Annotated in this window: 25 protein-coding genes; 4 read left to right on the forward strand and 21 right to left on the reverse strand. The window is 68.3% G+C overall.

The genetic code is table 11. The features are described from left to right. Position 1 precedes the first annotated feature (1 nt). The 6 genes from BST28_RS07655 to BST28_RS07680 form a co-directional block, all read right to left on the reverse strand. The gene (locus BST28_RS07655; protein WP_109560667.1) at positions 2 to 403 is read right to left on the reverse strand and encodes a cobalamin B12-binding domain-containing protein; all 402 of its coding nucleotides are present in this window, start codon (positions 401 to 403) and stop codon (positions 2 to 4) included. Positions 404 to 432: 29 nt separating this feature from the next. Further along, positions 433 to 2,010 (reverse strand): methylmalonyl-CoA mutase family protein, encoded by a 1,578-nt coding sequence (locus tag BST28_RS07660; protein WP_083080573.1) that lies wholly within the window; start codon positions 2,008 to 2,010, stop codon positions 433 to 435. 88 nt (positions 2,011 to 2,098) lie between these two features. Further along, positions 2,099 to 2,953 carry an MlaE family ABC transporter permease gene (locus tag BST28_RS07665; RefSeq protein WP_019735806.1) on the reverse strand — a complete coding sequence of 285 codons (855 nt, stop codon included), beginning with the start codon at positions 2,951 to 2,953 and terminating at the stop codon, positions 2,099 to 2,101. A 3-nt stretch (positions 2,954 to 2,956) separates the two neighbouring features. Then, positions 2,957 to 3,763 (reverse strand): MlaE family ABC transporter permease, encoded by an 807-nt coding sequence (locus tag BST28_RS07670; protein ID WP_029248940.1) that lies wholly within the window; start codon positions 3,761 to 3,763, stop codon positions 2,957 to 2,959. Positions 3,764 to 3,886: 123 nt separating this feature from the next. Further along, positions 3,887 to 4,705: an enoyl-CoA hydratase/isomerase family protein gene (locus BST28_RS07675; RefSeq protein WP_083080574.1), complete on the reverse strand. Its 819-nt coding sequence runs from the start codon at positions 4,703 to 4,705 to the stop codon at positions 3,887 to 3,889. Continuing rightward, the gene (locus BST28_RS07680) at positions 4,695 to 5,789 is read right to left on the reverse strand and encodes a phosphotransferase family protein (protein WP_083080575.1); all 1,095 of its coding nucleotides are present in this window, start codon (positions 5,787 to 5,789) and stop codon (positions 4,695 to 4,697) included. Before BST28_RS07680 ends, BST28_RS07675 begins: the two co-directional genes overlap by 11 nt. 116 nt (positions 5,790 to 5,905) lie before the next feature. Between BST28_RS07680 and BST28_RS07685 the strand changes: the two genes are divergently transcribed. Next, positions 5,906 to 7,402, forward strand: coding sequence for an acyl-CoA carboxylase subunit beta (locus BST28_RS07685; RefSeq protein WP_083080576.1), 1,497 nt, complete (start codon positions 5,906 to 5,908; stop codon positions 7,400 to 7,402). Next, complete coding sequence (locus BST28_RS07690; protein WP_083080577.1) at positions 7,402 to 7,791, forward strand: lipocalin-like domain-containing protein; 390 nt, start codon at positions 7,402 to 7,404, stop codon at positions 7,789 to 7,791. The genes BST28_RS07685 and BST28_RS07690 overlap by 1 nt, the downstream gene beginning before the upstream one ends. On the opposite strand, the gene BST28_RS07695 is transcribed toward BST28_RS07690, so the two are convergent. The 13 genes from BST28_RS07695 to BST28_RS07755 form a co-directional block, all read right to left on the reverse strand. Beyond that, positions 7,778 to 8,746 (reverse strand): NADPH:quinone oxidoreductase family protein, encoded by a 969-nt coding sequence (locus tag BST28_RS07695; RefSeq protein WP_083080578.1) that lies wholly within the window; start codon positions 8,744 to 8,746, stop codon positions 7,778 to 7,780. The two genes, BST28_RS07690 and BST28_RS07695, sit on opposite strands and share 14 nt — an antisense overlap. Then, positions 8,746 to 9,339, reverse strand: a complete 594-nt coding sequence (locus tag BST28_RS07700; RefSeq protein ID WP_083080579.1) for a TetR/AcrR family transcriptional regulator — start codon at positions 9,337 to 9,339, stop codon at positions 8,746 to 8,748. Before BST28_RS07700 ends, BST28_RS07695 begins: the two co-directional genes overlap by 1 nt. Beyond that, positions 9,336 to 10,634: an acyl-CoA dehydrogenase family protein gene (locus tag BST28_RS07705; RefSeq protein ID WP_083080580.1), complete on the reverse strand. Its 1,299-nt coding sequence runs from the start codon at positions 10,632 to 10,634 to the stop codon at positions 9,336 to 9,338. Before BST28_RS07705 ends, BST28_RS07700 begins: the two co-directional genes overlap by 4 nt. Positions 10,635 to 10,704: 70 nt before the next feature. After that, the gene (locus BST28_RS07710) at positions 10,705 to 11,463 is read right to left on the reverse strand and encodes an SDR family NAD(P)-dependent oxidoreductase (RefSeq protein ID WP_083080581.1); all 759 of its coding nucleotides are present in this window, start codon (positions 11,461 to 11,463) and stop codon (positions 10,705 to 10,707) included. A 1-nt stretch (position 11,464) separates the two neighbouring features. Then, positions 11,465 to 12,520, reverse strand: a complete 1,056-nt coding sequence (locus tag BST28_RS07715) for a phosphotransferase family protein (protein ID WP_083080616.1) — start codon at positions 12,518 to 12,520, stop codon at positions 11,465 to 11,467. A 100-nt stretch (positions 12,521 to 12,620) separates the two neighbouring features. Then, entirely contained in the window at positions 12,621 to 13,799 is a 1,179-nt protein-coding gene (locus BST28_RS07720) for an NAD(P)/FAD-dependent oxidoreductase (protein ID WP_420093430.1), read from the reverse strand. 34 nt (positions 13,800 to 13,833) lie between these two features. Next, on the reverse strand, positions 13,834 to 14,664 hold the full coding sequence (locus BST28_RS07725) for a mycofactocin-coupled SDR family oxidoreductase (RefSeq protein ID WP_019738716.1): 831 nt from the start codon (positions 14,662 to 14,664) through the stop codon (positions 13,834 to 13,836). Between the two features lie 51 nt (positions 14,665 to 14,715). Then, the gene (locus BST28_RS07730; RefSeq protein ID WP_083080583.1) at positions 14,716 to 15,519 is read right to left on the reverse strand and encodes an SHOCT domain-containing protein; all 804 of its coding nucleotides are present in this window, start codon (positions 15,517 to 15,519) and stop codon (positions 14,716 to 14,718) included. 120 nt (positions 15,520 to 15,639) lie between these two features. Continuing rightward, the gene (tuf, locus tag BST28_RS07735; RefSeq protein WP_019738718.1) at positions 15,640 to 16,830 is read right to left on the reverse strand and encodes an elongation factor Tu; all 1,191 of its coding nucleotides are present in this window, start codon (positions 16,828 to 16,830) and stop codon (positions 15,640 to 15,642) included. 90 nt (positions 16,831 to 16,920) lie between these two features. Next, on the reverse strand, positions 16,921 to 19,023 hold the full coding sequence (gene fusA / locus BST28_RS07740; RefSeq protein ID WP_083080584.1) for an elongation factor G: 2,103 nt from the start codon (positions 19,021 to 19,023) through the stop codon (positions 16,921 to 16,923). 76 nt (positions 19,024 to 19,099) lie between these two features. Beyond that, entirely contained in the window at positions 19,100 to 19,570 is a 471-nt protein-coding gene (gene rpsG / locus BST28_RS07745) for a 30S ribosomal protein S7 (protein ID WP_019738494.1), read from the reverse strand. Then, entirely contained in the window at positions 19,570 to 19,944 is a 375-nt protein-coding gene (gene rpsL / locus BST28_RS07750) for a 30S ribosomal protein S12 (RefSeq protein WP_003879423.1), read from the reverse strand. The genes rpsG and rpsL overlap by 1 nt, the downstream gene beginning before the upstream one ends. A gap of 254 nt (positions 19,945 to 20,198) precedes the next feature. Next, positions 20,199 to 20,828 (reverse strand): TetR/AcrR family transcriptional regulator, encoded by a 630-nt coding sequence (locus BST28_RS07755; protein WP_083080585.1) that lies wholly within the window; start codon positions 20,826 to 20,828, stop codon positions 20,199 to 20,201. Positions 20,829 to 20,974: 146 nt separating this feature from the next. On the opposite strand from BST28_RS07755, the gene BST28_RS07760 reads away from it, so the two are divergent. Next, positions 20,975 to 21,340: a DUF3060 domain-containing protein gene (locus BST28_RS07760; protein WP_065288148.1), complete on the forward strand. Its 366-nt coding sequence runs from the start codon at positions 20,975 to 20,977 to the stop codon at positions 21,338 to 21,340. Further along, positions 21,337 to 21,756 (forward strand): DUF3060 domain-containing protein, encoded by a 420-nt coding sequence (locus BST28_RS07765; RefSeq protein WP_083080586.1) that lies wholly within the window; start codon positions 21,337 to 21,339, stop codon positions 21,754 to 21,756. The genes BST28_RS07760 and BST28_RS07765 overlap by 4 nt, the downstream gene beginning before the upstream one ends. 31 nt (positions 21,757 to 21,787) lie before the next feature. Here BST28_RS07765 and BST28_RS07770 read toward each other — a convergent pair whose 3' ends face one another. After that, positions 21,788 to 22,552, reverse strand: coding sequence for a crotonase/enoyl-CoA hydratase family protein (locus BST28_RS07770; RefSeq protein ID WP_083080587.1), 765 nt, complete (start codon positions 22,550 to 22,552; stop codon positions 21,788 to 21,790). Next, complete coding sequence (locus BST28_RS07775) at positions 22,549 to 23,283, reverse strand: PaaX family transcriptional regulator C-terminal domain-containing protein (protein ID WP_065288150.1); 735 nt, start codon at positions 23,281 to 23,283, stop codon at positions 22,549 to 22,551. Before BST28_RS07775 ends, BST28_RS07770 begins: the two co-directional genes overlap by 4 nt. Between the last annotated feature and the right edge of the window lie 3 nt (positions 23,284 to 23,286).

Consider the following 23,286-nt stretch of genomic DNA (forward strand, 5'->3'; position numbering starts at 1 on the left):
ATCAGTTCGCCTCCGCCTGGCCGATGACCCGCCGGACCCCGGTCACCAGGTCGTCCAACGAGGTTCCGGTGGGAAAGACCGCGGCGGCGCCCAGCGACAACAACTTGGCCACGTCGGACTGCGGGATGGTTCCGCCGACCACCACCGCGATGTCACCGCCGTCCGCGGCGCGCAGCGCCTCGACGATGCGGGCGGTCAGCGCGACGTGGGCGCCGGACAGAATGCTCAGCCCGACCACCGCGACGTCCTCCTGCAAGGCGGTGGCGACGATGTCCTCGACCCGTTGGCGGATGCCGGTGTAGATGACCTCGAAGCCGGCGTCACGCAGGGTCCGCGCGACGATCTTGGCGCCGCGGTCGTGGCCGTCGAGGCCGGGCTTGGCGACCAGGACCCGGGCCGGCAGCGGCGCAGAAGAAGCGAGCGGAGAAGTCATCAATACACCACCGGTTGCTGGAATTCGCCCCAGACCGACTTGAGCGCCGAGACCATCTCGCCCACCGTGCAGTAGGCGTTGGCGCAGTCGATCAGGGAATGCATCAGGTTGTCCTCGCCTTCGGCGGCACGGGCCAGCGCGGCCAGCTTGGCGGCGACGTCGCCGGCGTTTCGCTCGGCCTTGACCCGGGCCAGCCGTTTGAGCTGGACGTCGCGGCCCTCGGCGTCGAGCTCGTAGGTGGCGATCTCCGGCGGCGGCTCGTCGGACGTGAACTTGTTGACGCCGACGACCGGCCGTTCCCCGGATTCGATCTCGTGATGGATCTTGAAGGCCTCATCGGCGATCAGGCCCTGCAGGTAACCGTCCTCGATGGCGCGGACCATGCCGCCGTGGCGCTCCAGGTCGTCCATGATCTCGATGATGCGTTCCTCGGTGGCGTCGGTGAGCGCCTCGACGAAGTAGGAACCGCCCAGCGGGTCGGCGACCCGGGTCACCCCGGTCTCGTAGGCCAGGATCTGCTGGGTCCGCAGGGCCAGCGTCGCGGACTCCTCGCTGGGCAGCGCGAACGGCTCGTCCCAGGCCGCGGTGAACATCGACTGGACTCCGCCCAGCACCGCCGCCATCGACTCATACGCCACCCGCACCAGGTTGTTCTGGGCCTGCGGGGCGAACAGCGATGCCCCGCCGGCCACGCAGCCGAACCGGAACATCGACGCCTTGTCGGCCTCGGCGCCGTAGCGCTCGCGCACGATGGTGGCCCAGCGGCGCCGCCCGGCCCGGTACTTGGCGACCTCCTCGAAGAAGTCGCCGTGGGTGTAGAAGAAGAACGAGACCTGCGGGGCGAACTGATCGATGGTCATCCGCCCGCGCTCCACGACGGTGTCGCAGTAGGTGACACCGTCGGCGAGGGTGAACGCCATCTCCTGCACGGCGTTGGCGCCGGCGTCGCGGAAGTGCGCCCCGGCCACCGAGATCGCGTTGAATCGCGGTACCTCGGCGGCGCAGAACTCGATGGTGTCGGCGATCAGCCGCAGCGACGGCTCCGGCGGCCAGATCCAGGTACCGCGGGAGGCGTACTCCTTGAGGATGTCGTTCTGGATGGTCCCGGTGAGTTTGGCCCGCGGCACCCCGGAACGCTCGGCGGCGGCGACGTAGAACGCCAGCAGGATCGCCGCGGTGCCGTTGATGGTGAAGCTGGTGCTGATCTTGTCCAACGGGATGGAGTCGAACAGGATCTCGGCGTCGGCGAGGGTGTCCACCGCCACCCCGACGCGGCCGACCTCCTCCCCGACCTCGGGATCGTCGGAGTCGTAGCCGCACTGGGTGGGCAGGTCCAGCGCGACCGACAGCCCGGTGCCGCCCTGCTCCAGCAGGTAGCGGTAGCGCCGGTTGGACTCCTCGGCGGTGCCGAAGCCGGAGTACTGCCGGAAGGTCCAAAGCCGCCCGCGATAGCCGGAGGCGAAGTTGCCCCGGGTGAACGGGTAGGTCCCCGGCGGCGCGGGTTCGGCGCGTCGGTCTTCCGGCCCGTACACCGGTTTCAGCGGTATTCCCGAGGAGGTCTGCACTGGGTCGTTCATCGATGGATACGGTACTTCCAAAAAAGGAGAATGCCAATACCACTATTGCTCACACCGGCCGCTCGGGCGGCTGCTGGGCCGGCAGCGGCTACCCGGCCAGGTTGAAGTTGCCGCTGGCCCCGTAGACCGACAGCGAGACCAGCAGCGTCACCGAGACCACGACCACCAGCGAGGTGCGCACCGCGTTACCCACGGCGACACCGACCCCGGCGGGGCCGCCCGCCGCGAAATAGCCGAAATAAGTGTGGATCAACAAGATGGTGACCGCCATCAGGAACGCCTGCAGGAACGACCACAACAGATCGATGGGGTTCAGGAAGGTCCGGAAATAGTGGTCGTAGAGGCCGGCCGACTGCCCGAACAGGAACACCGTGGTGAATCGGCTGGCCAGGAACGACAGAATCACCGCGATGGAGTACAGCGGGGTGATGGCGACCAAGCCGGCGACGATGCGGGTGCTGACCAGATAGGCGATCGGGCGGATCGCCATCGACTCCAGCGCGTCGATCTCCTCGTTGATGCGCATCGCCCCCAGCTGCGCCGTCACCCCGGCGCCGAAGGTGGCCGCCAACCCGATACCGGCGACCACCGGGGCCGAGATGCGCACGTTGATGAACGCCGCCAGGAAGCCGGTCAGCGCCTCGATGCCGATGTTGCCCAGCGAGCTGTAGCCCTGCACCGCCAGGGTGCCGCCGGCGGCCAGCGTCAAGAACCCGACGATCACCACGGTGCCGCCGATCATCGCCAGGGTCCCGGTGCCCATGCTGATCTCGGCGATCAGCCGCACGACCTCCCGGCGGTAATGGGTGAACGCAAACGGCGCGGTGGCGATCGCCCTGCCGTAGAACAGCGTGTGGTCGCCGAGCCGGCCGAGCGCCGCGACGGGTCGCCGGACCTGCCGGGTCACGCCCGGATAGACCGCCGCCAGTGCCCGCAGCGCCATGGCTCAGCGCGCCGTCATCTTGATGCCGATCGCGGTGACGACCACGTTGACGACGAACAACGACATGAACGCGTACACCACCGTCTCGTTCACCGCGTTGCCGACGGCCTTGGCGCCACCGCCGGAGATGGTCAGGCCGCGGTAGCAGGCGACCATACCGGCGATCAGGCCGAACAGCGCCGCCTTGATACAGGAGATGATCAGCTCGGGCACCCCGGTCAACAGGGTGATGCCCGCCGCGAACGCGCCGGGGTTGACGTCTTGGACGAAGACCGAGAACACGTAGCCGCCGAGGATCCCGATGATCACCACCAGGCTGTTCAGCAGCAGCGCCACCAGCCCGGCCGCCAACATGCGCGGCGTCACCAGCCGCTGCACCGGGTTGATGCCCAACACCTCCATGGCGTCGATCTCTTCGCGGATGGTGCGCGATCCCAGATCGGCGCACATCGCCGTCGCCCCGGCGCCGGCCACGATCAACACCGTCACCATCGGCCCGACCTGGGTGACCGCGCCGAACGCCGCGCCGGCTCCGGACAGGTCCGCCGCGCCGAGCTCGCGCAGCAAGATGTTGAGGATGAAGCTGACCAGCACCGTGAAGGGAATCGCCACCAGCAGCGTGGGCGCCAGCGAGACCCGGGCGACGAACCAGGACTGTTCGAGGAATTCGCGGGCCTGAAACGGCCGCCGGAAGAGGAATCTGACCGCGTCCACCGACATCGCGAAGAGCCCGCCGACCGCCTGCATGGGCTCCGACAGGCGCCCGATCGCCAGCTGCGGGGACCACGGCATCAGGTCTTTCATCCCCATAGCGGCAGGCTCCTCAGAACACTCGCGATACGACCCGAGTGGATCGTAGCCGATTGGCGGTTAGTGCGATAGCTGGTTCTGATTTTGGTGCACACTCATTCTCATTTAGAGCAAATGTCTCATCTATAGTCGTCCGTCGACCCGCAAGTCCGGGTGCACCCACGCCGGTGACCTGCGCTCTTTGAACGCCCGGAAGCCTTCGACGGCCTCCGGCGCACCCAGGCTGCTGCTCATCCCGATGCGGTCGAACAGCCCGAGATAGGCGTCCAGGCTCGACTTGACCACCGCACGTGCGGCCGGCGCGGTGCGGCAGCACTGGGCCAGCACATCGCGGGCGGCGTCGGGCAGTTCGTTGTGCGGGACCACACGTGCCACCATGCCCCAATCGAGCGCTTCCTGCGCCCCGAACGTGCGGCCGGTGAACATCAGGTCACGGGTGCGGACCGGCCCGACCACCCGGGCCAGCATCTGGCTGTAGTACGTGTCGGCGATGCCGCGGAACAGCTCGGGCACCCGGAAGGTCGCCCGGTCGCTGACCACGGCGATGTCGCTGCACAACGCGATCTGCAGGCCGCCGCCCTGGCACACTCCGTTGACCGCCGAGACGACCGGCTTCGCCGAGCTGCGCAACGCGTCGAACGGGGTGACGTCCATGCCCAGCGCGGACCCGAAGGTGATCCAGTTGTCCGCTCCGCCGCCGCCCATGTCGCCGCCGGGGGCGAACACGTCGCCGGTGCCCGTGATCAGCAGCCCGGCCAGGTCGGGGTCCTCATTGACCCGGCCCACCGCGTAGCGGATGCCGAAGTACATCGCGGGGGTCATCGCGTTGCGGGCTTCGGGGCGGTTCAGAGTGCACACCGCGATCGGCCCCTCCCGCCGGAACTCGAGGAAGGGGGTTCCGAGCCAGTCGCCCTCGGGCGGCCGAGGCGATTCAGCATTCATGTGCACAGACCTCTCCGACCAGCTCCAGCGTGCCCAGACCACGGATCGCCGCACAAGCGCGCCGCAGCATGGTGACGAACATGTCGTCGCCACGGTCGGTGCCGGTCGCGAAGACCAGCCCGAGCGCGCAGATCAGCGGGGCCTGCAGCATGCCGAACCGGTAGTCCCGCCAACAGGTTTCCCGGTCGTAATCGCTCACACCGTGACCCAGCAGGGCGCTGTGATACGCCGTGACCAGATCCGCCTCGATCGCCGAGCGCAGCTCGGGCGCCAAGCTGGTGGCGGTGAAATACGCCAGGTCGCGAGCCGGCAGGCCGACACCGAGGGTCTGCCAGTCGACGATCCAGACCTGATCGCCGTCGGGGCTGAACAGCATGTTGTCCAGCCGGTAATCGCCGTGGATCAGCGCGAACCGGCCGAGCTGCGCCGACACCCACGGAGTGATCAGAGACAGTGCGGCCGTCAACGTCTCACAGTCGGCCGCGCCCAGTTGCGCACCGAGGCGCTCGACGGTGGCGTCCGCGCACATTCGGGCGATGTCGCCCATGCCTTTGGCTCCGGCCTCGTCCAGTTGGGTCATGGCCAGGCCGGGGAACGTCAGCCACTGCTGGTCGCACCAGGTGGGCGCGTGCAGCCCGGCCAGCGCGGTCACCGCCAGCCGCGCCTGCCGCTCGTCGCACCCGGCGATCTGATCGCCCTGGGTAGCGGGCGCGCGGTCGGCGAGCAGTAACGCGTATTCGGTTGCGTCGGAGTTGATTTCGCAGTGGAAGCACTCCGGTGTCGGTATCCGGACGCGATCGGCGACGTCGGCGTAGAAGGCGCACTCGCTGCGATAGCCCAGTACGACACGATCGCGGACCGCGTCGTCGCCCGCCGGGAGTTTGATCACGAAGGTGCCGGGCAGGCCGGCCCGGTCGCCGGCGTAGGTGGCCGACACCCGGTAGGTGGCTCCGGTCTGACCGGTGCCGACCGGCACGACATCGACCGAGGCCACCTCGACCGGTTCGCCCCGGGCGCTCAGCACACCGGAGAGCCACCGGCTGGTCACCTGCTGGGGATTTCGCGGTATCGAGGTCGCGGTCATCGGTCCTCCGGCGCAACAGAACTCATAGCCAGAGCCCCTCCGGGCAGCCACTCCCTGCCATGCCGGGTGACGCTACAGTAAGAATTTCAGTATGGTCAACGAATGAGGACCCGCCGATGACGAATGCCCAAGACTGGCAGGAGACGCTGGACGATCTGGACCGGCGGCGCCGGCACACTCAGGCGATGGGTGGCACCGAGCGGGTGGCCAAGCATCGCGCGAAGGGCAAGCTCGACGCACGCGCCCGTATCGAGCACCTGCTCGACCGTGGAACGTTCCGCGAGTTGGGCACCATGGTCGGCGGGGAGATCGCCGCCGACGGGATCGTGGTCGGCTCGGGTCTGATCAACGGCTCGGCGGTGATGGTGGGCGCGGAGGATTTCACCACCCTGGCCGGCAGCATCGGCCCCGGCGGCAACGCCAAGCGCTACCGCATCGCCGAACTGGCACTGCGCGACAAGATCCCGTTGGTGATGCTGCTCGAAGGCGCCGGATTCCGTCCCACCGGGGAGCATTACGGGCGCACCCCGACCGACCTGCTGGCCCAGGCGCAGTGCTCGGGCAAGGTGCCGACCGTCGCCGCGGTGCTGGGCCCGTCGGCCGGGCACGGCGCCCTGGTCGGCCCGGTCTGCGACTTCCGGATCATGAGCCCGCACGGCGCGATCTTCACCGCCGGGCCTCCGGTGGTCAAAGAGTCGACGGGCGAAGACATCTCGAAGGAGGACCTCGGTGGACCCGAGGTCGCCCTGAGAAGCGGGGTGATCCACAACCTCGCCGCCGACGACGCGGCGGTGCTCGACGACATCCGCCGGTATCTGTCCTATTTCCCACCGAGCGCCTGGTCCTACCCGCCGGCGTTGCCCGCCGACCCGGCCGCCGAGCCGCGCCTGACGCCGGAGCTGCTCGACATCGTCTCGCGCGACAACCGTCGCATCTATGACATGCGCGCGGTGCTCGACGTCATCTTCGACCGGCCCGACTGGTTCGAGGTGCAGCCGCGGTTCGGCCCCGCGATCATCTGCGCGCTGGCCCATCTGGGCGGTCATCCGGTGGCGGTGGTGGCCAACCAGCCGCAGGTGCTGGCCGGCTCGATCGACGCCGACGCCGCCGACAAGGCCGCCCACTTCATCATGGTGGCCGACTCGTTCCACCTGCCGATCGTGTTCTTGGCGGACAATCCGGGGATGCTGCCGGGCAGCCGTTCGGAGCGCAGCGGGGTGCTGCGGGCCGGCGCCCGGATGTTCGCTGCCCAGACCGCGGCCACCACCGTCAAACTGCATCTGACGCTGCGCAAGGCCTACGGCTTCGGTTCCATGGTGATGTCGTTGCTCGGCTTCGACTCCCAGGTGGCGACGTTCGCCTATCCGGGTGCCACGATGGGGGCGATGAGTGCGGCCGCGCTCAGTGCCGCCTCGCACGCCGGCGAGGATCTGGCGGCCAAGCTACGCGACACCGAGCTGCAGGCGTCCTATCACTCCGCCAAACAGCTCGGCTTCGACGAGCTGATCGACCCGCGCGAAACCCGCGACGCGCTGCTGAGCGCCCTGCGACGGGGTCTGGGCAGCCGGCAGGCGGTCGCCGAGCCGGTGACCCGAACCGTCATCATGCCCTGATGGGCACCTTGCGCGACGCGATCCTGGGCGGCTGGGAATTGTCGTCGATGGAATCCCGCGACGTCGACACCGGCACGGTGTCGCACCCGATGGGCACCGCACCGCGCGGCCTGATCCTCTACACCGGCGACGGCTATATGTCCGCGCAGCTCACTTCTGGCGCTGATGCGGCGGCGCACCAGCACATCGCTTACGGCGGCCGCTTCCGAGTCGACGAGGACACCGCGACGGTGCACCACCTGGTGAGCATCTCGACGCTGCCGGAGCTGCTGGCCCAGCCACAGCTGCGGCAGGCCGGCGTGGACGGTGACCGGCTGACTTTGTCGGCCACCACCACCAACGACGGGGTGACCAGCCACAACACGCTGGTCTGGCTCAGACGTCGATGATGACCTTGCCGACCGCCTTACGGTCGGCCACGTAACGCAGCGCGGCCGCGGTGTCGGTGAGCGCGAAGCGGGCGCCGATGTAGGGGCTGACCCGGCCCTCGGCGAACAGCTGCGCGAGCTCGGCGAGATCACGCTCGTTCTGCTGTGGGTGGTCGTCGGCGAAAGTCCGGATCTCCATGCCCTGCACCGTGATGCCCTTGAGCATCACCAGGTTCAGCGGGATGGCCGGGATCGACCCGGCGGCATAGCCCAGTGTGACGAAACGCCCGCCGCGGCCCAGACTGCGCAACGCCGGTTCGGCATACGGTCCGCCGACCGGGTCCAGCACCGCCCGGGCGCCGTCGCCGGTGATCGCGCGAATCCGCTCCTTGAGGTCCTCCCGGTCGTAGTCGACCACGGCTTCGGCACCGCGCTGCGTGCACACGGCGAGCTTCTCCGGGCTCGACGCCGCGGCCAGCACTCTTGCACCGAGCGCCACGCCCAGATCGACCGCGGCCAGCCCGACCCCACCGGCGGCGCCGAGCACCACCACCCAATCCCCCTCGGCCACTTGGGCGACCGAGCGCAGCGCGTGATAGGCGGTGCGATAGGTGACTCCGAAGCCGGCCGCCGCGGCGTAGTCGACGCCGTCGGGGATCGCGCTGACCGCCGCGGCGGGCAGCAGCGCCTGCTCGGCGAATCCGCCCACGAACGAGGTGCCGACCACCCGGTCACCGGGCGCGAACGCCACCCCGTCACCGACGGCGATCACGTCACCGGCCAGCTCGCTGCCGGGCGTGAACGGGGTCGGGATCTTCAGCTGATATTTCCCGCCGATCATCAGCACGTCGGGGAAGTTGACCGCCGCGGCCCGCACCCGCACCACGATCGTGCCGGGCCCGGGTGTGGGATCGGGAAGCTCTTGGAGCACCAGGCTTTCCGGCGGTCCGTAGGTTTGGCACACGATCGCGCGCATCAGGCTCCCAGTCCTCGTAGGCAGAACGCCACCAGATGGTCGACATCGGCCCGCTTGGGCTGGGCGGTGCCACCCAGGTAGCGGCGCATGGTGGCCAGCGTGCAGGTGAATACGGTGTCCGCGTCGCGGCGCGTGCCTCCCAGCGCCGCCACCGGTTCGGTGAGCAGATCGCGCAGCGGGCGGAGGATCTCGTCATCGGAGACCTCGGCGGCCGCCAGTTGGGTGCTGGCCGCGCGGCTCATGCTCAACAGGTGCGGGTCGGACACCTGCGCGACGGTACCTCGTATCCACCGCTCCACCCGACCGGCGGGGGTGCTCTCCTTGGCCAGCTGGTGCTGCAGATAGGAGACGACGATGGCCACGCCGCGCTCCATCACCGCCTGGAAGAGTTCGTCCTTGCCGGTGAAGTAGCGGTAGAACGCCTTCTTCGACGACCCGGCCTCGGCGACGATGTCGGACACCCGCGGTTCGTCGGGCGCCACCCGCTCCAACACCGTCACGGCGGCCGCCAGCATGCGCTCCACCTCCGCGGTGGCCTGCTGCTGACGGTCGTCGAGCGCGCGATGCACCGCGGCATCGACACGTGTGGTCATGGCACCGCGGGAATCCGGTCGACCAGATCGCCGTACTTGGCGCGGGCGGCCTCGATGCGGTTGTCCAGGAATTCACTGGGCCACTCCGGGTCCTCGGCCTCATAGTCTTTGAGCAGCAGCCGGGCCAGGTTCACCTTGTGCGCCTCGGTGGGCCCGTCGGCCAGCCCGAGCGCCACCCCGCCCAGCAGTACGTTCGTCAGCGGCAACTGCTCGGTCAGGCCCATCGCGCCGTGAACCTGGATGGCGCGCAACCCGATCGACTTGAGTACCTGCGATGCCAGGATCTTGCACACCCCGATCTCGGCGCGTGCCGCGTGCTCGCCGGCGGTGTCGATCAGCCAGGCGGCGTGCAGCACCGTCAGCCGGAACGGGATCAGCTCGGCATACGAGTCGGCGATGAACGCCTGCACCAGCTGCTTGTCGGCCAGTGAACTGCCCTGGGTGAAACGGCTTTTCGCGCGCCGGGCCATCATGTCGATGGCGCGCTGCGCCACCCCGATCGAGCGCATGGCGTGGTGCAGTCGCCCGCCGGCCAGCCGATTCTGCAGGATCAGGAAGCCCTGTCCCGGTTCCCCGAGGATGGCATCCGCCGGTACCCGCACATCGTCGTAGCGCACCAGCGAGTGCCCGGCCTCGTGCGGATGCGAGCCCACCAGGTGGTGGGTGGCTTCGATGACCAGGCCCGGGGTGCCGGCCGGGATCAGGAAGGTCGACGCGCCTCGGTGCACCGGAACGTCGGGGTCGGTGATGGCCACCACGATGAAGAACGATGCCACCGAAGCGTTGGAGGAGAAGTACTTTCGCCCGGTGATCACCCATTCATCATTGTGTTTGACGGCTCGGGTGGTGAACACCCGCGGGTCGGCGCCGCCCTGCGGTTCGGTCATCGAGAAGCAGGAGAAGATCTCCCCGGACAGCAACCCGGCCAGATACTTGTCCTTCTGGTCGGCGGTGCCGAAGCGGGCCAGGATCTCGGCGTTGCCGGTGTCGGGCGCCTGGGTGCCGAACACGATCGGCGCCCAGCTGGACCGGCCCAGGATCTCGTTGATCAGGGCCAGCTTGACCGCACCGAAGCCCTGCCCGCCGAGCTCGGGGCCCAGGTGCGGGGCCCACAGCCCCTGCTCGCGCACCCGCTCCTTGAGGGGATCGACGATCCGGCGGCGCTGATCGTCCAGCGGCAGGTATTCGCAGCCGGGGAACAGCACCTCGAGCGGTTCGACCTCGTCGCGCACGAACGCCCGGATCCAGTCCAGTTTCGCCTCGAACTCCGGTTCGGTGGAGAAATCCCAGGCCATGTCTACTCCCTGTCTGTCAGCTTCATTAGCGGCGACCCGCTGCGCCCGGCTCCGCCGCGCTTGCGATCGCCTACGGAATGCCGCCATCGGCCCGCACGATCGAGCCGGTGGTGTAGCTGGAGGCGTCCGACATCAAAAACAAAGCCGCGCCAACGATCTCGCGCGGCTCCCCGGCGCGTCGCAGCGCAAGGTTCCCGAACGCATCCGCTATGTCGAAGTTCCACGCCTTGGAGATATCGGTCAAAAACGGCCCGGGCATCAAGGTGTTGACCCGCACCGTCGGGCCGAAGGCCTGGGCCAGCGCCTCGGTCATGGCGTTGAGGCCGGCCTTCGACGCCGCGTAGGGGATGAACGACGGGTGTGGGCGCAGCGAGCCGTGGGTGCTGACGTTGATGATCGATCCCCGGCCGGCGGCCACCATGCGCTCACCGATCAGCGCCGAAAGCCGGAACGGCCCCTTGAGGTTGAGGTTCACCACCGCGTCGAACATCTTCTCGGTGACGTCGGTCTGCTTGTCGTAGACCGGGGACATGCCGGCGTTGTTCACCAGCACGTCGACCTTGCCGAATCGCTGATAGGCCGCGTCGGCCAGGCCCTCGAGCTGATCCCAGCGCCCGACATGTACGGCGTAGGGCATTGCGGTGCGCCCGGTTTCGGCCTCGATCGCCGAGGCGGTGGCCTGGCAGGCGTCGAGTTTGCGGCTGGCGATCACCACGTCGGCGCCGCAGCGCGCGGCCGCCATGGCCATCTCCCGGCCCAGGCCGCGGCTGCCGCCGGTGACCAGCACCACCCGGTCGGTCAGGTCGAACAGTCCGTCCGCGTACCCCATGTCAGCGCACCGACCGCAGGGAGCGGGCCAGTTCGGCGGCGTGGGCGATCAACTGCGGGATCATCGGGCCCATCGCCGCGGCGATCGCCGGATCGACCTTATCGCTGGTCACCGACGCGGCGTAGGTCTTCTCCAGCACGATCCCGAGTTTCCAGTTCGCCAGCACCAGGTAGTAGTCGATGTTGTGCGTCGAGAGCCCACTGACCTGCTCGTAGCGCTCCAGCAGCTCGGTGCGGGTCGGCATGCCGGCCAAGTCGGCGTAATAGCCTTGGGTGCGCGGATTTTCGCCGTCGTAGCCGAGCAGCGCCCAGGCCAGGTCCAGCAGCGGATCGCCGATGGTGGTCATCTCCCAGTCGATGATCGCGACCAGTTTCGCCGGGGCGCCGTGCGCGTACATCACGTTGGCGAACTGGTAGTCGCCGTGCATGATGCCGGGGGTGTAGCGCTCGGGTCGGTTGCGTCGCAGCCAGTCCGCCGCGTCATCCAGACCGGGCAGGTCGCGCACCCGGTAGCTGTCCAGAAACGCCAGCCAGCGGTCGACCTGGCGCTCGTGGAATCCGTCCGGGCGCCCGAACCCCTCGAGTCCGCGGGCGCGCCAGTCCACCCGGCCGAGTCGGGCGGCGCCCTCCACCAATTCGAAGGCCAGGCCGCGGCGGGCGCTCAGGTCGGTGTCGAACGGGGCCGACCAGGCGTTGCCGGTCGAGTTCCAGCCGTTTACCTCGGCCATCACGTAGAACGGCGTGCCGATCAGGTCGCCGTTGTCGTCGGCGGCGATCAGCTCCGCGTGCGGGACATCGGTTCCGGCCAGCGCCCGCACCAGTCGGATCTCGCGGCGCAGTCCGTCGATCCGGGCGGCGTCGGCGCGGGCGCCCGGCATCCGCAGCACCATGGTGGCCTCGCCGCGGCGGACCCGGTAGAGGGTGTTCTGCGAGCCACCGGTCAGCGGTTCCAGTACCGGCAGCTCGCCGTGGCCGCGCGAACCGGGTGCGGCGTTGGCGTCGAGCCAGCGCCCCAGCGCCGCCGCGTCGAGCCGGGAATCCTGCGTACTGCCGCCCATCGCCTGCACCTTCCAGTCTCTGTACGGAGAATACTGTTCTCCGCCGAGAAGGGAGGGGTTTTGCTCACCGCGGAGGTGACGGCCGCCGTGCTGGGCGGATCTAGGGCTGTAGGACCTCGGCGATCGGCGCGCCGGTGGCGATCTTGCCCCGCGCCCCCATCACCTTGCCCGGCCGGCCGGCACCGACGACACCGACCACCACGCCGTCGCGTTCGTAGTACGCCAGGAACTTGTGGCCGTCGTCTTCGACCAGGTGCACGGTGTCGGTGGCCTGCGGCTCGCCCAGGCACTGGATCTTGACGTCGTACTGATCGCTCCAGAAGTACGGGGGCACCGCCACGTCGTGCAGCGACTCCCGGCCCAGCATCGCCGGCACCATCACCCGCACCTGGGTGACGACGTTGCTCCAGTGCTCGACCCGGGTCTCATGCCCGCCGCGGCCGCGCCAGAACGCCACGTCGCCGACGGCCCACACGTTGGGTGCGCTGGTACGCCCGGTCAGGTCGCAGAGCACCCCGTTGCCGAGCTCGACGCCGCAACCGTCCAGCCACTCGGTGGCCGGCCGGGAGCCCACGCCGAGCACCACCAGGTCGGCGGGCAGCTCGGCGCCGTCGGCCAGCACGACGGTCTCGACACGGCCGGCGCCGCGGACCTCGGCCACCCCGATACCGCTGCGGACGTCCACACCGTTGGCCCGGTGCAGCCGCGCCACCAGTTCGCCGATCTGCTCACCGAGCACCGCGGCCAGCGGGGTCGGTTGCGGCTCGACCAGGACGACGTCCACACCCAGCTTGCGCAGGCTGGCCGCCGCTTCGCAGCCGATGAAACCGGCGCCGATCACCACCGCACGGCGGGCGGCGGCCGCGTCGCCGCGCAGCACCAGGCTGTCTTCGAACGAGCGGACCACCCGGATGCCGTTGACGTCGCCGAGGCTGGGGATGCGCCGCGGCACCAGCCCGGTCGCGATGACGAGCTGGTCATAGCCCAGCACGGAGCCGTCCGCCAGCGTCACCGTCTGCGCCGCGGTGTCGACGCCGCGTGCGCCGCAGCCCAGCCGCAGGTCGATGTCGCGCGTGGCGTAGAACTCCGGCGGCTCGAGGGTGGTGTCGTCGCGCTCGCCGCGCAGCACGTCTTTGGTCAGGGGCGGCCGGTCATACGGCGGGCGGGTCTCGTCGGAGACGATGGTGATCGGCCCGGTGTACTCCTCGCGCCGCAGCTCCTCGGCGGTGCGCACGGCCGCGAGTCCGCCGCCGACGATCACGATCCCGTGTTCGGGCACGTCGATCTCCCCGTTGTGGTCCCAGCAGAAGCGCTCAGTATTTCAAAGCGCCCTTGTCGACCGGGATCTGCACACCCGTCAACACGCCAGAGCCCTCGCCGGCGAGCCAGACGACCACCTCGGCGACCTCGTCGGACGTGATGAAACCGTTGGGGCGCAACGGCATCGGGGGGAAGGCGTGCAGGTAGTCGGGGTGGTCACCGAAGATCTTGGCCATCACCTGCGGCTCGATCATCGGGGTGTCCACCGAGTAGGGGTGAATGGAGTTGACCCGGATCCCGTGCTCACCGACCTCCAGCGCCAGGGTGTTGGTCAAGGCCACCAGGCCGTACTTGGAGGCCGCGTAGTGGCCGTTGCCGGGGGTGGCCTTCACCCCGGCCGAGGAGCTGACGATCACGATCGAGCCACCGTTGCCCGCCTCGATCATCGCCGGCACCGACGCCCGGATGGTGCGCCAGGTGCCGGTCAGGTTGACGTCGATGACGGTGCTCCACTGCTCGTCGGTGAGCTCCCAGAGCCGGCCCCAGCCCAGCACCCCGGCGTTGGCCACCACGACGTCGAGCCGGCCGAACTGCTCGACGCCGTCGGAGACCAGGGCGCGCAGCGCGGCGTCGTCCCGGACATCGACAGCCCGGGCCAGCACCTTGCGGCCGTGGGCCTCGACCCCGGCGACCGTCTCGGCCAGATCGTCGGGCGTGGCCGCCGGATAGGTAATGCACTCCGATGCCGGTGCGCAGATGTCGCAGGCGATGATGTCGGCGCCCGCGGCCGCCAGCCGGATTGCGTGCGCCCGCCCCTGGCCGCGCGCCGCACCGGTGACCAATGCCACCTTGCCCTGCAGGCCGTGCTTCTCGTTCTCGCTCACGCGACGAGGCTAGCAGCTGAAAATGGAACGTGTTCTACCGCGGGGGAACCTTCAGAGATCGGCGATGATCTGCTGGCGTTTCTGCGCGTATTCCTCGTCGGTCACCACACCCTGTTTGCGCAACGCATCCAATTCCTGGAGGCGCTCCCCGGCCGACCGCGACTCGGGGACCTCGTGGGACGGCCCCCCGGCACCCGGCCCGGTAGCCCGCCTGATCACGGCGGCCACCTGTTGGCGCACCACCGGGTTGGACCGGATGTCGATCGTGCCCTGCACCGGTATGCCGTTGGCCCGCAGGATCTGGAAGATCTCCATCAGCGGCCCGGCCTGGCCGGACAGGTCATAGGTGCGGTTGTCCTCGGCGAGGGTGAACCGGGCGGGGGCCGTGCCGCTCAGCAGAGCACTGCGCTGCCAGTCGATCTGATAGCGGTTGGTGGCGGGGTCGACAAGCACGGCCAGCTTCCGCCCCGAGATCAGCGGCAACCGGGTCACCGAGGCGATCACCCGGTCCTGGGTGTCGAAGGGCGCCAGACCCGCGCCCTCGATATGCAGGTCGAGCTTGACCAGCGGTTGGTCGTTGATCCGGGTGCCGGTCTCGTGGATGCCGGTCACCTGCGCCAGGGCCAGCACACCGTTCTGTTCCAGGAATTGGTTCTTGGCCGCCGATTTTGCGCCGTAGTCGGTCAGCAACAAGGCGATCAGGACATCGCCGAACGTCACCAGCAGCCCGGTGTAGAACATCCATTTCAGGTCGGCCTGCTGGCTCGTCGCGAAATACACGATGAGGAAGATCGGCCCGACCAGACCACCGAATCCCAGCACCATGACCTGGGCTTTCACATAGCGCCACAGCATGTGCGAAACACTAGCGCGGGTCACTCCGCGAGCAGACGCAAAAACCCCCTTTCCACACCGTGGAAAGGGGGCCCTTGCTTGGGCGCCTCCCGCTCGCGCGGGCGGCTGGTGGTGCAGGTACTACTTGATGATCTTGGTGACCCGGCCGGCGCCGACAGTGCGGCCACCCTCACGGATGGCGAACCGCAGACCCTCGTCCATGGCGACGGGCTGGATCAGCTTCACGCTCATCTCGGTGTTGTCACCGGGCATCACCATCTCGGTGCCCTCCGGCAGCGTCACCACACCGGTCACGTCGGTGGTGCGGAAGTAGAACTGCGGACGGTAGTTGGTGAAGAACGGCGTGTGCCGGCCGCCCTCGTCCTTGCTCAGGATGTAGGCCTGACCCTCGAACTCGGTGTGCGGGGTGGTGGTGCCGGGCTTGACCACGACCTGGCCGCGCTCGACGTCCTCACGCTTGATACCGCGGATCAGCAGACCGACGTTGTCACCGGCCTGGCCCTGGTCCAGCAGCTTGCGGAACATCTCGACACCGGTGACGGTGGTCTTGGTGACCTCCGGGCGGATGCCGACGATCTCGACCTCTTCGTTGACGTTGATCACGCCACGCTCGACACGGCCGGTGACCACGGTGCCACGACCGGTGATGGTGAAGACGTCCTCGACCGGCATCAGGAACGGCTTGTCGGTGTCGCGGACCGGGTCCGGGATCGACTCGTCGACGGCCTCCATGAGCTCCTCGACCGACTTGACCCACTTCTCGTCACCCTCGAGAGCCTTCAGAGCCGACACCCGGACCACCGGGGCCTCCTCGTCGAACTCCTGGGCGCCCAGCAGCTCCCGGACCTCCATCTCGACGAGCTCGAGCAGCTCTTCGTCGTCGACCATGTCGGACTTGTTCAGCGCCACCAGGATGTAGGGCACACCGACCTGGCGGGCCAGCAGCACGTGCTCGCGGGTCTGCGGCATCGGGCCGTCGGTGGCCGCGACCACCAGGATCGCGCCGTCCATCTGGGCGGCACCGGTGATCATGTTCTTGATGTAGTCGGCGTGGCCCGGCGCGTCGACGTGGGCGTAGTGCCGCTTCTCGGTCTGGTACTCCACGTGGGAGATGTTGATCGTGATGCCGCGCTGACGCTCTTCGGGTGCGTTGTCGATCTGGTCGAACGCACGCGACTCGTTCAGGTCCGGGTACTTGTCGTGCAGAACCTTGGTGATAGCCGCGGTCAGCGTGGTCTTGCCGTGGTCAACGTGACCGATGGTCCCGATGTTGACGTGCGGCTTCGTCCGCTCGAACTTCGCCTTCGCCACTTCTTGTCCTCCTGGACTTGTTGGTGCTGAGTTACAGCAGGGGTTGATCTTTTTTGTTTGTGCCACCGTAGCGGCACGGGCGGGTGGTGCTTATTCGCCCGTCGCCTTGGCGATAATCTCCTTCGCCACCTGCGCCGGCACTTCGGCGTAGGAGTCGAACACCATGGAGTAGTTCGCCCGACCCTGGGTCTTCGACCGGAGGTCGCCGACGTAGCCGAACATCTCCGACAGCGGAACCTGCGCCTTGACGACACGCGCACCGCTGCGCTCCTCCATGGCCTGGATCTGGCCACGGCGGGAGTTCAGGTCGCCGATCACATCACCCATGTAGTCCTCGGGTGTGGTGACCTCGACGGCCATGATCGGTTCCAGGATCACCGGCTGCGCCGCTGCGGCAGCCTTCTTCAGCGCCTGCGAGCCGGCCACCTTGAAGGCCATTTCGGAGGAGTCGACGTCGTGGTACTGACCGTCGAGCAGGGTGACCTTGAGGTTGACCAGCGGGTAGCCAGCCAGCACGCCGTACTGCATGGCGTCCTGGGCACCGGCGTCCACCGCGGGGATGTACTCGCGGGGGATGCGGCCACCGGTGACCTTGTTCTCGAACTCGTAGGTCGCGCCGTCCTCGCCGGTGAACGGCTCGAGGTCGATGATGACCTTGGCGAACTGGCCCGAGCCACCCGTCTGCTTCTTGTGGGTGTACTCGACCTTCTCCACCTTGCGGCGGATGGTCTCCTTGTAGGCCACCTGCGGCTTGCCGACGTTGGCCTCGACCTTGAATTCGCGGCGCATCCGGTCCACCAGGATGTCCAGGTGCAGCTCGCCCATGCCGCCGATCACGGTCTGGCCGGTCTCGGAGTCGAGGTGGACCTTGAAGGTCGGGTCCTCTTCGGCCAGCTTCTGGATCGCCAGGCTCAGCTTCTCCTGGTCGCTCTTGGTCTTCGGCTCGATGGCGACCTCGATGACCGGCGCCGGGAAGGTCATCGACTCCAGCACGATCTGGTTGTTCGGGTCGCACAGCGTGTCGCCGGTGGTGGTGTCCTTGAGGCCGATCACCGCGTAGATGTGGCCGGCGGAGACCGAGTCGACCGGGTTCTCCTTGTTGGAGTGCATCTGGAACAGCTTGCCCAGCCGCTCCTTCTTGCCCTTGGTCGAGTTGACCACCTGGGCGCCGGACTCCACCTTGCCGGAGTACACCCGCACGTAGGTCAGCTTGCCGAAGAACGGGTGCACCGCGATCTTGAAGGCCAGCGCCGAGAACGGCTCGTCGATGCTGGGCTTGCGGCTGATGATCTCGTCTTCCTTGCCGGGCACGTGGCCCTGCACCGACTCGACGTCCAGCGGCGACGGCAGGTAGTCGACCACCGCGTCCAGCATCGGCTGGACGCCCTTGTTCTTGAACGCGCTGCCGCACAGCACCGGGTACAGCTCCGAGGAGACCGTCAGCTTGCGGATGCCGCTCTTGATCTCCTCGACCGTGAGCTCCTCGCCGCCGAGGTACTTCTCCAGCAGCGCCTCGTCGGTCTCGGCGACGGCCTCCAGCAGGGCGGTCCGGTACTCGTCGGCCTTGTCGGCCAGATCGGCCGGGATCTCGACGGTCTCGTAGGTCTCACCGAGCTTGGTCTCGCCCCGCCACACCTTGGCGTTCATCTCGACCAGGTCGACGATGCCCTCGAAGTCGTTCTCCGCGCCGATCGGCAGCTGGATGACGAGGGGAGTCGCACCCAGCCTTTCCCTGATGGTGCGCACGGTGAAGTAGAAGTCCGCGCCCAGCTTGTCCATCTTGTTGACGAAGCAGATCCGGGGCACGTCGTACTTGTCGGCCTGCCGCCACACCTGCTCGGACTGCGGCTCGACACCCTCTTTGCCGTCGAAGACCGCAACGGCGCCATCGAGGACCCGCAGGGAGCGCTCCACCTCGACGGTGAAGTCGACGTGACCCGGGGTGTCGATGATGTTGATCTGGTTCTTGTTCCAGAAGCAGGTCACCGCGGCCGACGTGATGGTGATGCCGCGCTCCTGCTCCTGTTCCATCCAGTCGGTGGTCGAGGCGCCATCGTGCGTCTCACCGATCTTGTAGTTGACGCCGGTGTAGTACAGGATCCGCTCGGTCGTCGTCGTCTTACCGGCATCGATGTGCGCCATGATGCCGATATTGCGGACCTTGTTCAGGTCGGTCAGCACATCCTGTGCCACAGCAGTCTTCCCACTCTTTCGGTTACTTCAATTGCTTGTTGTCGCAAGTGCTTCGGCGGTCAGGCCACCGACGTGGTCACCAGCGGTAGTGCGCGAAGGCCCGGTTCGCCTCGGCCATCTTGTGGGTGTCCTCCCGGCGCTTCACCGAGGCACCCAGTCCGTTGCTGGCATCGAGGATCTCGTTGGCCAGCCGCTCGATCATGGTCTTCTCCCGACGCTGCCGGGAGAAGCTCACCAGCCAGCGCAGCGCCAGCGTGGTGGAGCGCTCGGCCCGCACCTCGACCGGCACCTGGTAGGTGGCACCACCGACACGACGGCTGCGCACCTCGAGGGCCGGCTTGACGTTGTCCAGCGCGCGCTTGAGCGTCACGACCGGGTCGGTGCCGGTCTTGTCACGTGCCTGCTCCAGCGCCCCGTAGACGATGCGCTCGGCCAGCGACTTCTTACCGGCCAGCAGCACCTTGTTGACCAGCTGGGTGACCAGCTGCGACCCGTAGACCGGGTCGGAAACCAGCGGACGCTTGGGAGCGGGACCCTTGCGCGGCATCAGCTCTTCTCCTTCTTGGCGCCGTAGCGGCTGCGGGCCTGCTTGCGGTTCTTGACCCCCTGGGTGTCCAGCGAGCCGCGGATGATCTTGTAGCGCACACCCGGAAGGTCCTTCACCCGGCCGCCACGCACCAGCACCATCGAGTGCTCCTGCAGGTTGTGACCCTCGCCCGGGATGTAGGCGGTCACCTCGACCTGGCTGGTCAGCTTGACGCGGGCCACCTTGCGAAGCGCCGAGTTCGGCTTCTTCGGGGTGGTGGTGTACACGCGAGTGCACACGCCACGACGCTGCGGGCTGCCCTTGAGGGCCGCGGTCTTGACCTTGCCGATCTTGTCGCGGCGGCCCTTGCGGACCAGCTGCTGAATGGTTGGCATCTACCGGCTTCCTGTATCGCTGTTCGAACTCTGCAAAACTTGTCAGTCCTGTGCCCTACCGCTACCCGCGGTCGGGCGTGTCGCATGGGCCGGCTGCGGATTGCTCCGCTGCATAATGGACATGCGAATTGGGCCAGGCGCGCGCGTCATGTCACCAATACGCGCCTCGTGGCCAGGCACGAGCTACCACAATACCCGCCTGGACTCCGGCAGGTCAAAGCGCGTCGCCCGGGCCCCTTCGGCCCCCGCCGCGGCTACCCGGTACGGCTCTCCATCGCCGAAGCCAGCCGGCGCACCATATCCGAGAAGATCGCGTCGGTGTCGACGTCATCCATCACCCCGGTCATCTCCAGCAGCACGAAACCGTGCATCGCCGCCCAGAACTCCAGCGCCGCGTGAAACGCCCGCTCACCCTCGAGTCCGTAGGACGCCAGCACCTCGATCACCGGGGCCGCGGCGCGGGTGGCCGCGGCGGTGTACTCCGGGTCCTCACCACCCAGCGGCATCCGGGTGAACGCCGAATAGCGGCCCGGGTGATGGTGGGCGTAGCTGCGGTAGGCCCCGGCCATCACCAGCACCGCGTCGTCGCGGGCGCGGCCCTGACCGACCTGGGTCAGCATCTCGAGGATGTCGTCGATAACCCGCATCCGCATCGCCCGGCGCAGGTCACCCAGGCTGTGCACGTGGTTGTACAGCGACGGGCCCTTGGTGCCCAGCTGGGTTGCCAGCGCATTGATGGTCAGCGCGTCCCAGCCCTCGCGGTCCAGGAAGTTCAGTGCCGCGTTGACGATGACCTCCCGGCTCAGCTTGACCGGTCGCGCCCCCGACTTGCCGTTGGTTCGCGAGCGACCGCCCACCGACGGCGGGTCTGGTCGAGCTGGCATGGCGTTCGCCCTTCGTATTGTGCAGGCCGGAGTGGGGAGATCAGCTAAGAACTCTAATCCACCGATAAGTGGGGGAACCGGCGTACGGCCGAGCCGGCGCGACGTAAGCTTTGCCGAAATCGCGTCCGGCGAGAGGGGCACGACAGATGAAATGGACCGCGCTGGGTGCTGCGCTGCTGTGCTTCGGGGCCGGTCTGCTGGGCGGCACCCCGAGCGCGCGTGCGGTGCCCGGCGACATCCATATCTACGGCGTGCACGAGACCCGCACGCTGGACTGCAACGGCGGCACCTTGTTCATCAACGGGGTCAACATCACCGTGCATGCCTTCGGGGACTGCTGGGCGGTGACCATGCAGGGCTCGCAGAACACCGTCATCGCCGAGACCATCATCAACGACGTCACCGTCTACGGCTATGACCAGACCGTCTACTACAAGAATGGCGACCCTTTCCTGTTCGACCGCGGACGTGAGCTGGGCATGACCAACCGGCTCGCCCGCGTACCGGCGTGACCCGCGATCACCGCCGAAACCTCCGCCCGATTCTGGTGGCCGGTGCCGCGCTGCTGGCGGTCGGCGCCGGCGTGGCCGGCTGCGATTCGGAGCCGCCGCCCAAATCCGCGCGGATCGCCAAAGGTTATGCCGACGCGCAATTCTCCGACACGATCACCTACCGATCGTTCGGAACGACGTCGGCGGTGGACTGCGCCGACGGCAAGTCGCTCAACGTGGCCGGATCGAACAACAGCTTGACCGTCCGGGGCCGCTGCGAGGCGGTGAACGTCGCCGGCGCCGACAACCGGATCACCGTCGAGCGGGTCGAGAAGTCGCTGACGGTCACCGGGCTCAACAACTCCGTCACCTACCGCGGCGGCGAGCCGACGGTCGACGATCGCGGTTCGGGCAACGTCATCGCCGACAAGCGCTGATCCGCTCGGGCGGCCCGGGCGGCCGCCGCCTTCAGGCCTTGGCGCCGTGCCGGCCGGCGCCGCCGGCGAACCGGCCCGCTCCGTGCAGCGCCTCGTCGGCCACCCGCGACAGGCTGGCGAATTCCTGGTCCATCGCGTGGGGCTCGGTCATCCCCCACTGCCGCAGCGCCGAGAGCCGGTCCGAGCGCAGACAGCCCTGGGGCAGTTCGGCGAGTTCGCCGGCCAATTGCTCGGCTGCGCTGCGGGCCTGCCCTTTCGGCACCACCCGGTTGGCCAGGCCGATCGCGTGCGCCTCGTCGGCGTCGACCGCGCGGCCGGTGAGGATCATGTCCATGGCGCGGCTGTGGCCGATCAGCCGCGGCAAGCGCACCGTGCCGCCGTCGATGAGCGGCACCCCCCAGCGCCGGCAGAACACCCCGAACACGGCGTCGGCCTCGGCGACCCGCATGTCACACCAGAGCGCCAACTCCAGGCCGCCGGCCACCGCGTAGCCGCTCACCGCTGCGATCACCGGCTTGGACAGCATCATCCGGGTCGGACCCATCGGCCCCGGGCCGGTGCGGTGGGTCTGATTGGCCCTCTCGGTGCCGAACGCTTTGAGATCGGCGCCCGCACAAAAGGTTCCGTGATCCCCCCACAACACGGCGACCGACGCGGTGTCGTCGCGGTCGAATTCGGCGAAGGCCTCATACAGCGCGGCCGCGGTCGGGCCGTCGACGGCGTTGCGCGCCTGCGGCCGGTTCAGGACCACCGTCGTGACCGCGCCGCTGCGCTCCACCCGCACCGAGTCCGTCATCGTGGCACCTCCGCCGTCTGTTCCGCATCGCGCCGTGCCGCCACTTCCTCGACGAATTCCGCGTAGCGTCCGCGGATCCGCTCACCGGGCCAGCCGGGCGGCAGCAGTTCGGCCGGCAACACCGGGTCGCGGCGCAGGTGCCGGACCATGGCCGCGGCAATGGTGAAGCGGTCCGCCGCCTCGGTGGCGTGCGCCATCTCGGCGAGCAGCTCATCGCCGGTGACCGCCCAGCCGGTCAGGTCCCACAGCTTGCCGGCGAGCTCGACCGGGTGTTCGTCGCGGGCGGTGAGCATCCTGGTGTAGGGGACCAAGTCACCGAGGTCGATGTCGATGTTGTCCGGGCGCATCCAAATCCCTTCGCGCAGTTCGGCGAATCGCCGCTCGGTGAGCCCAGCGCGCAGGGTGGCCCGGGTTCGCGGCTCGCAGCCGATGCTGGTGATCACCACGGCGTACCAGTCGCCACCCCAGGGTCGGATGCGTGGATTCAGCGCCTCGTCCTGCCGGCGCTGACGTTCCAGCAGCCGTTCGGAGAGCCCGTAGCCCTCTGCGGAGCGGACCAGGTCCCCGGCGGCGACCAGCCGCGTCAGCGCCACCCGCATAGCGGTTTCTTTGATACCGAAATCTGCTGTGAGCCTGAGTAATTCAGCTGAGCTGGCGGAGGCGGGATGGGCGCCCAGCAGCACCGACAACACCACCGACCTGGCCGTCATGCGAACTGGTGGGTTGGGCATCTC

It is taken from the genome of Mycolicibacter kumamotonensis (genome assembly GCF_002086285.1).
Lineage (GTDB): Bacteria > Actinomycetota > Actinomycetes > Mycobacteriales > Mycobacteriaceae > Mycobacterium > Mycobacterium kumamotonense.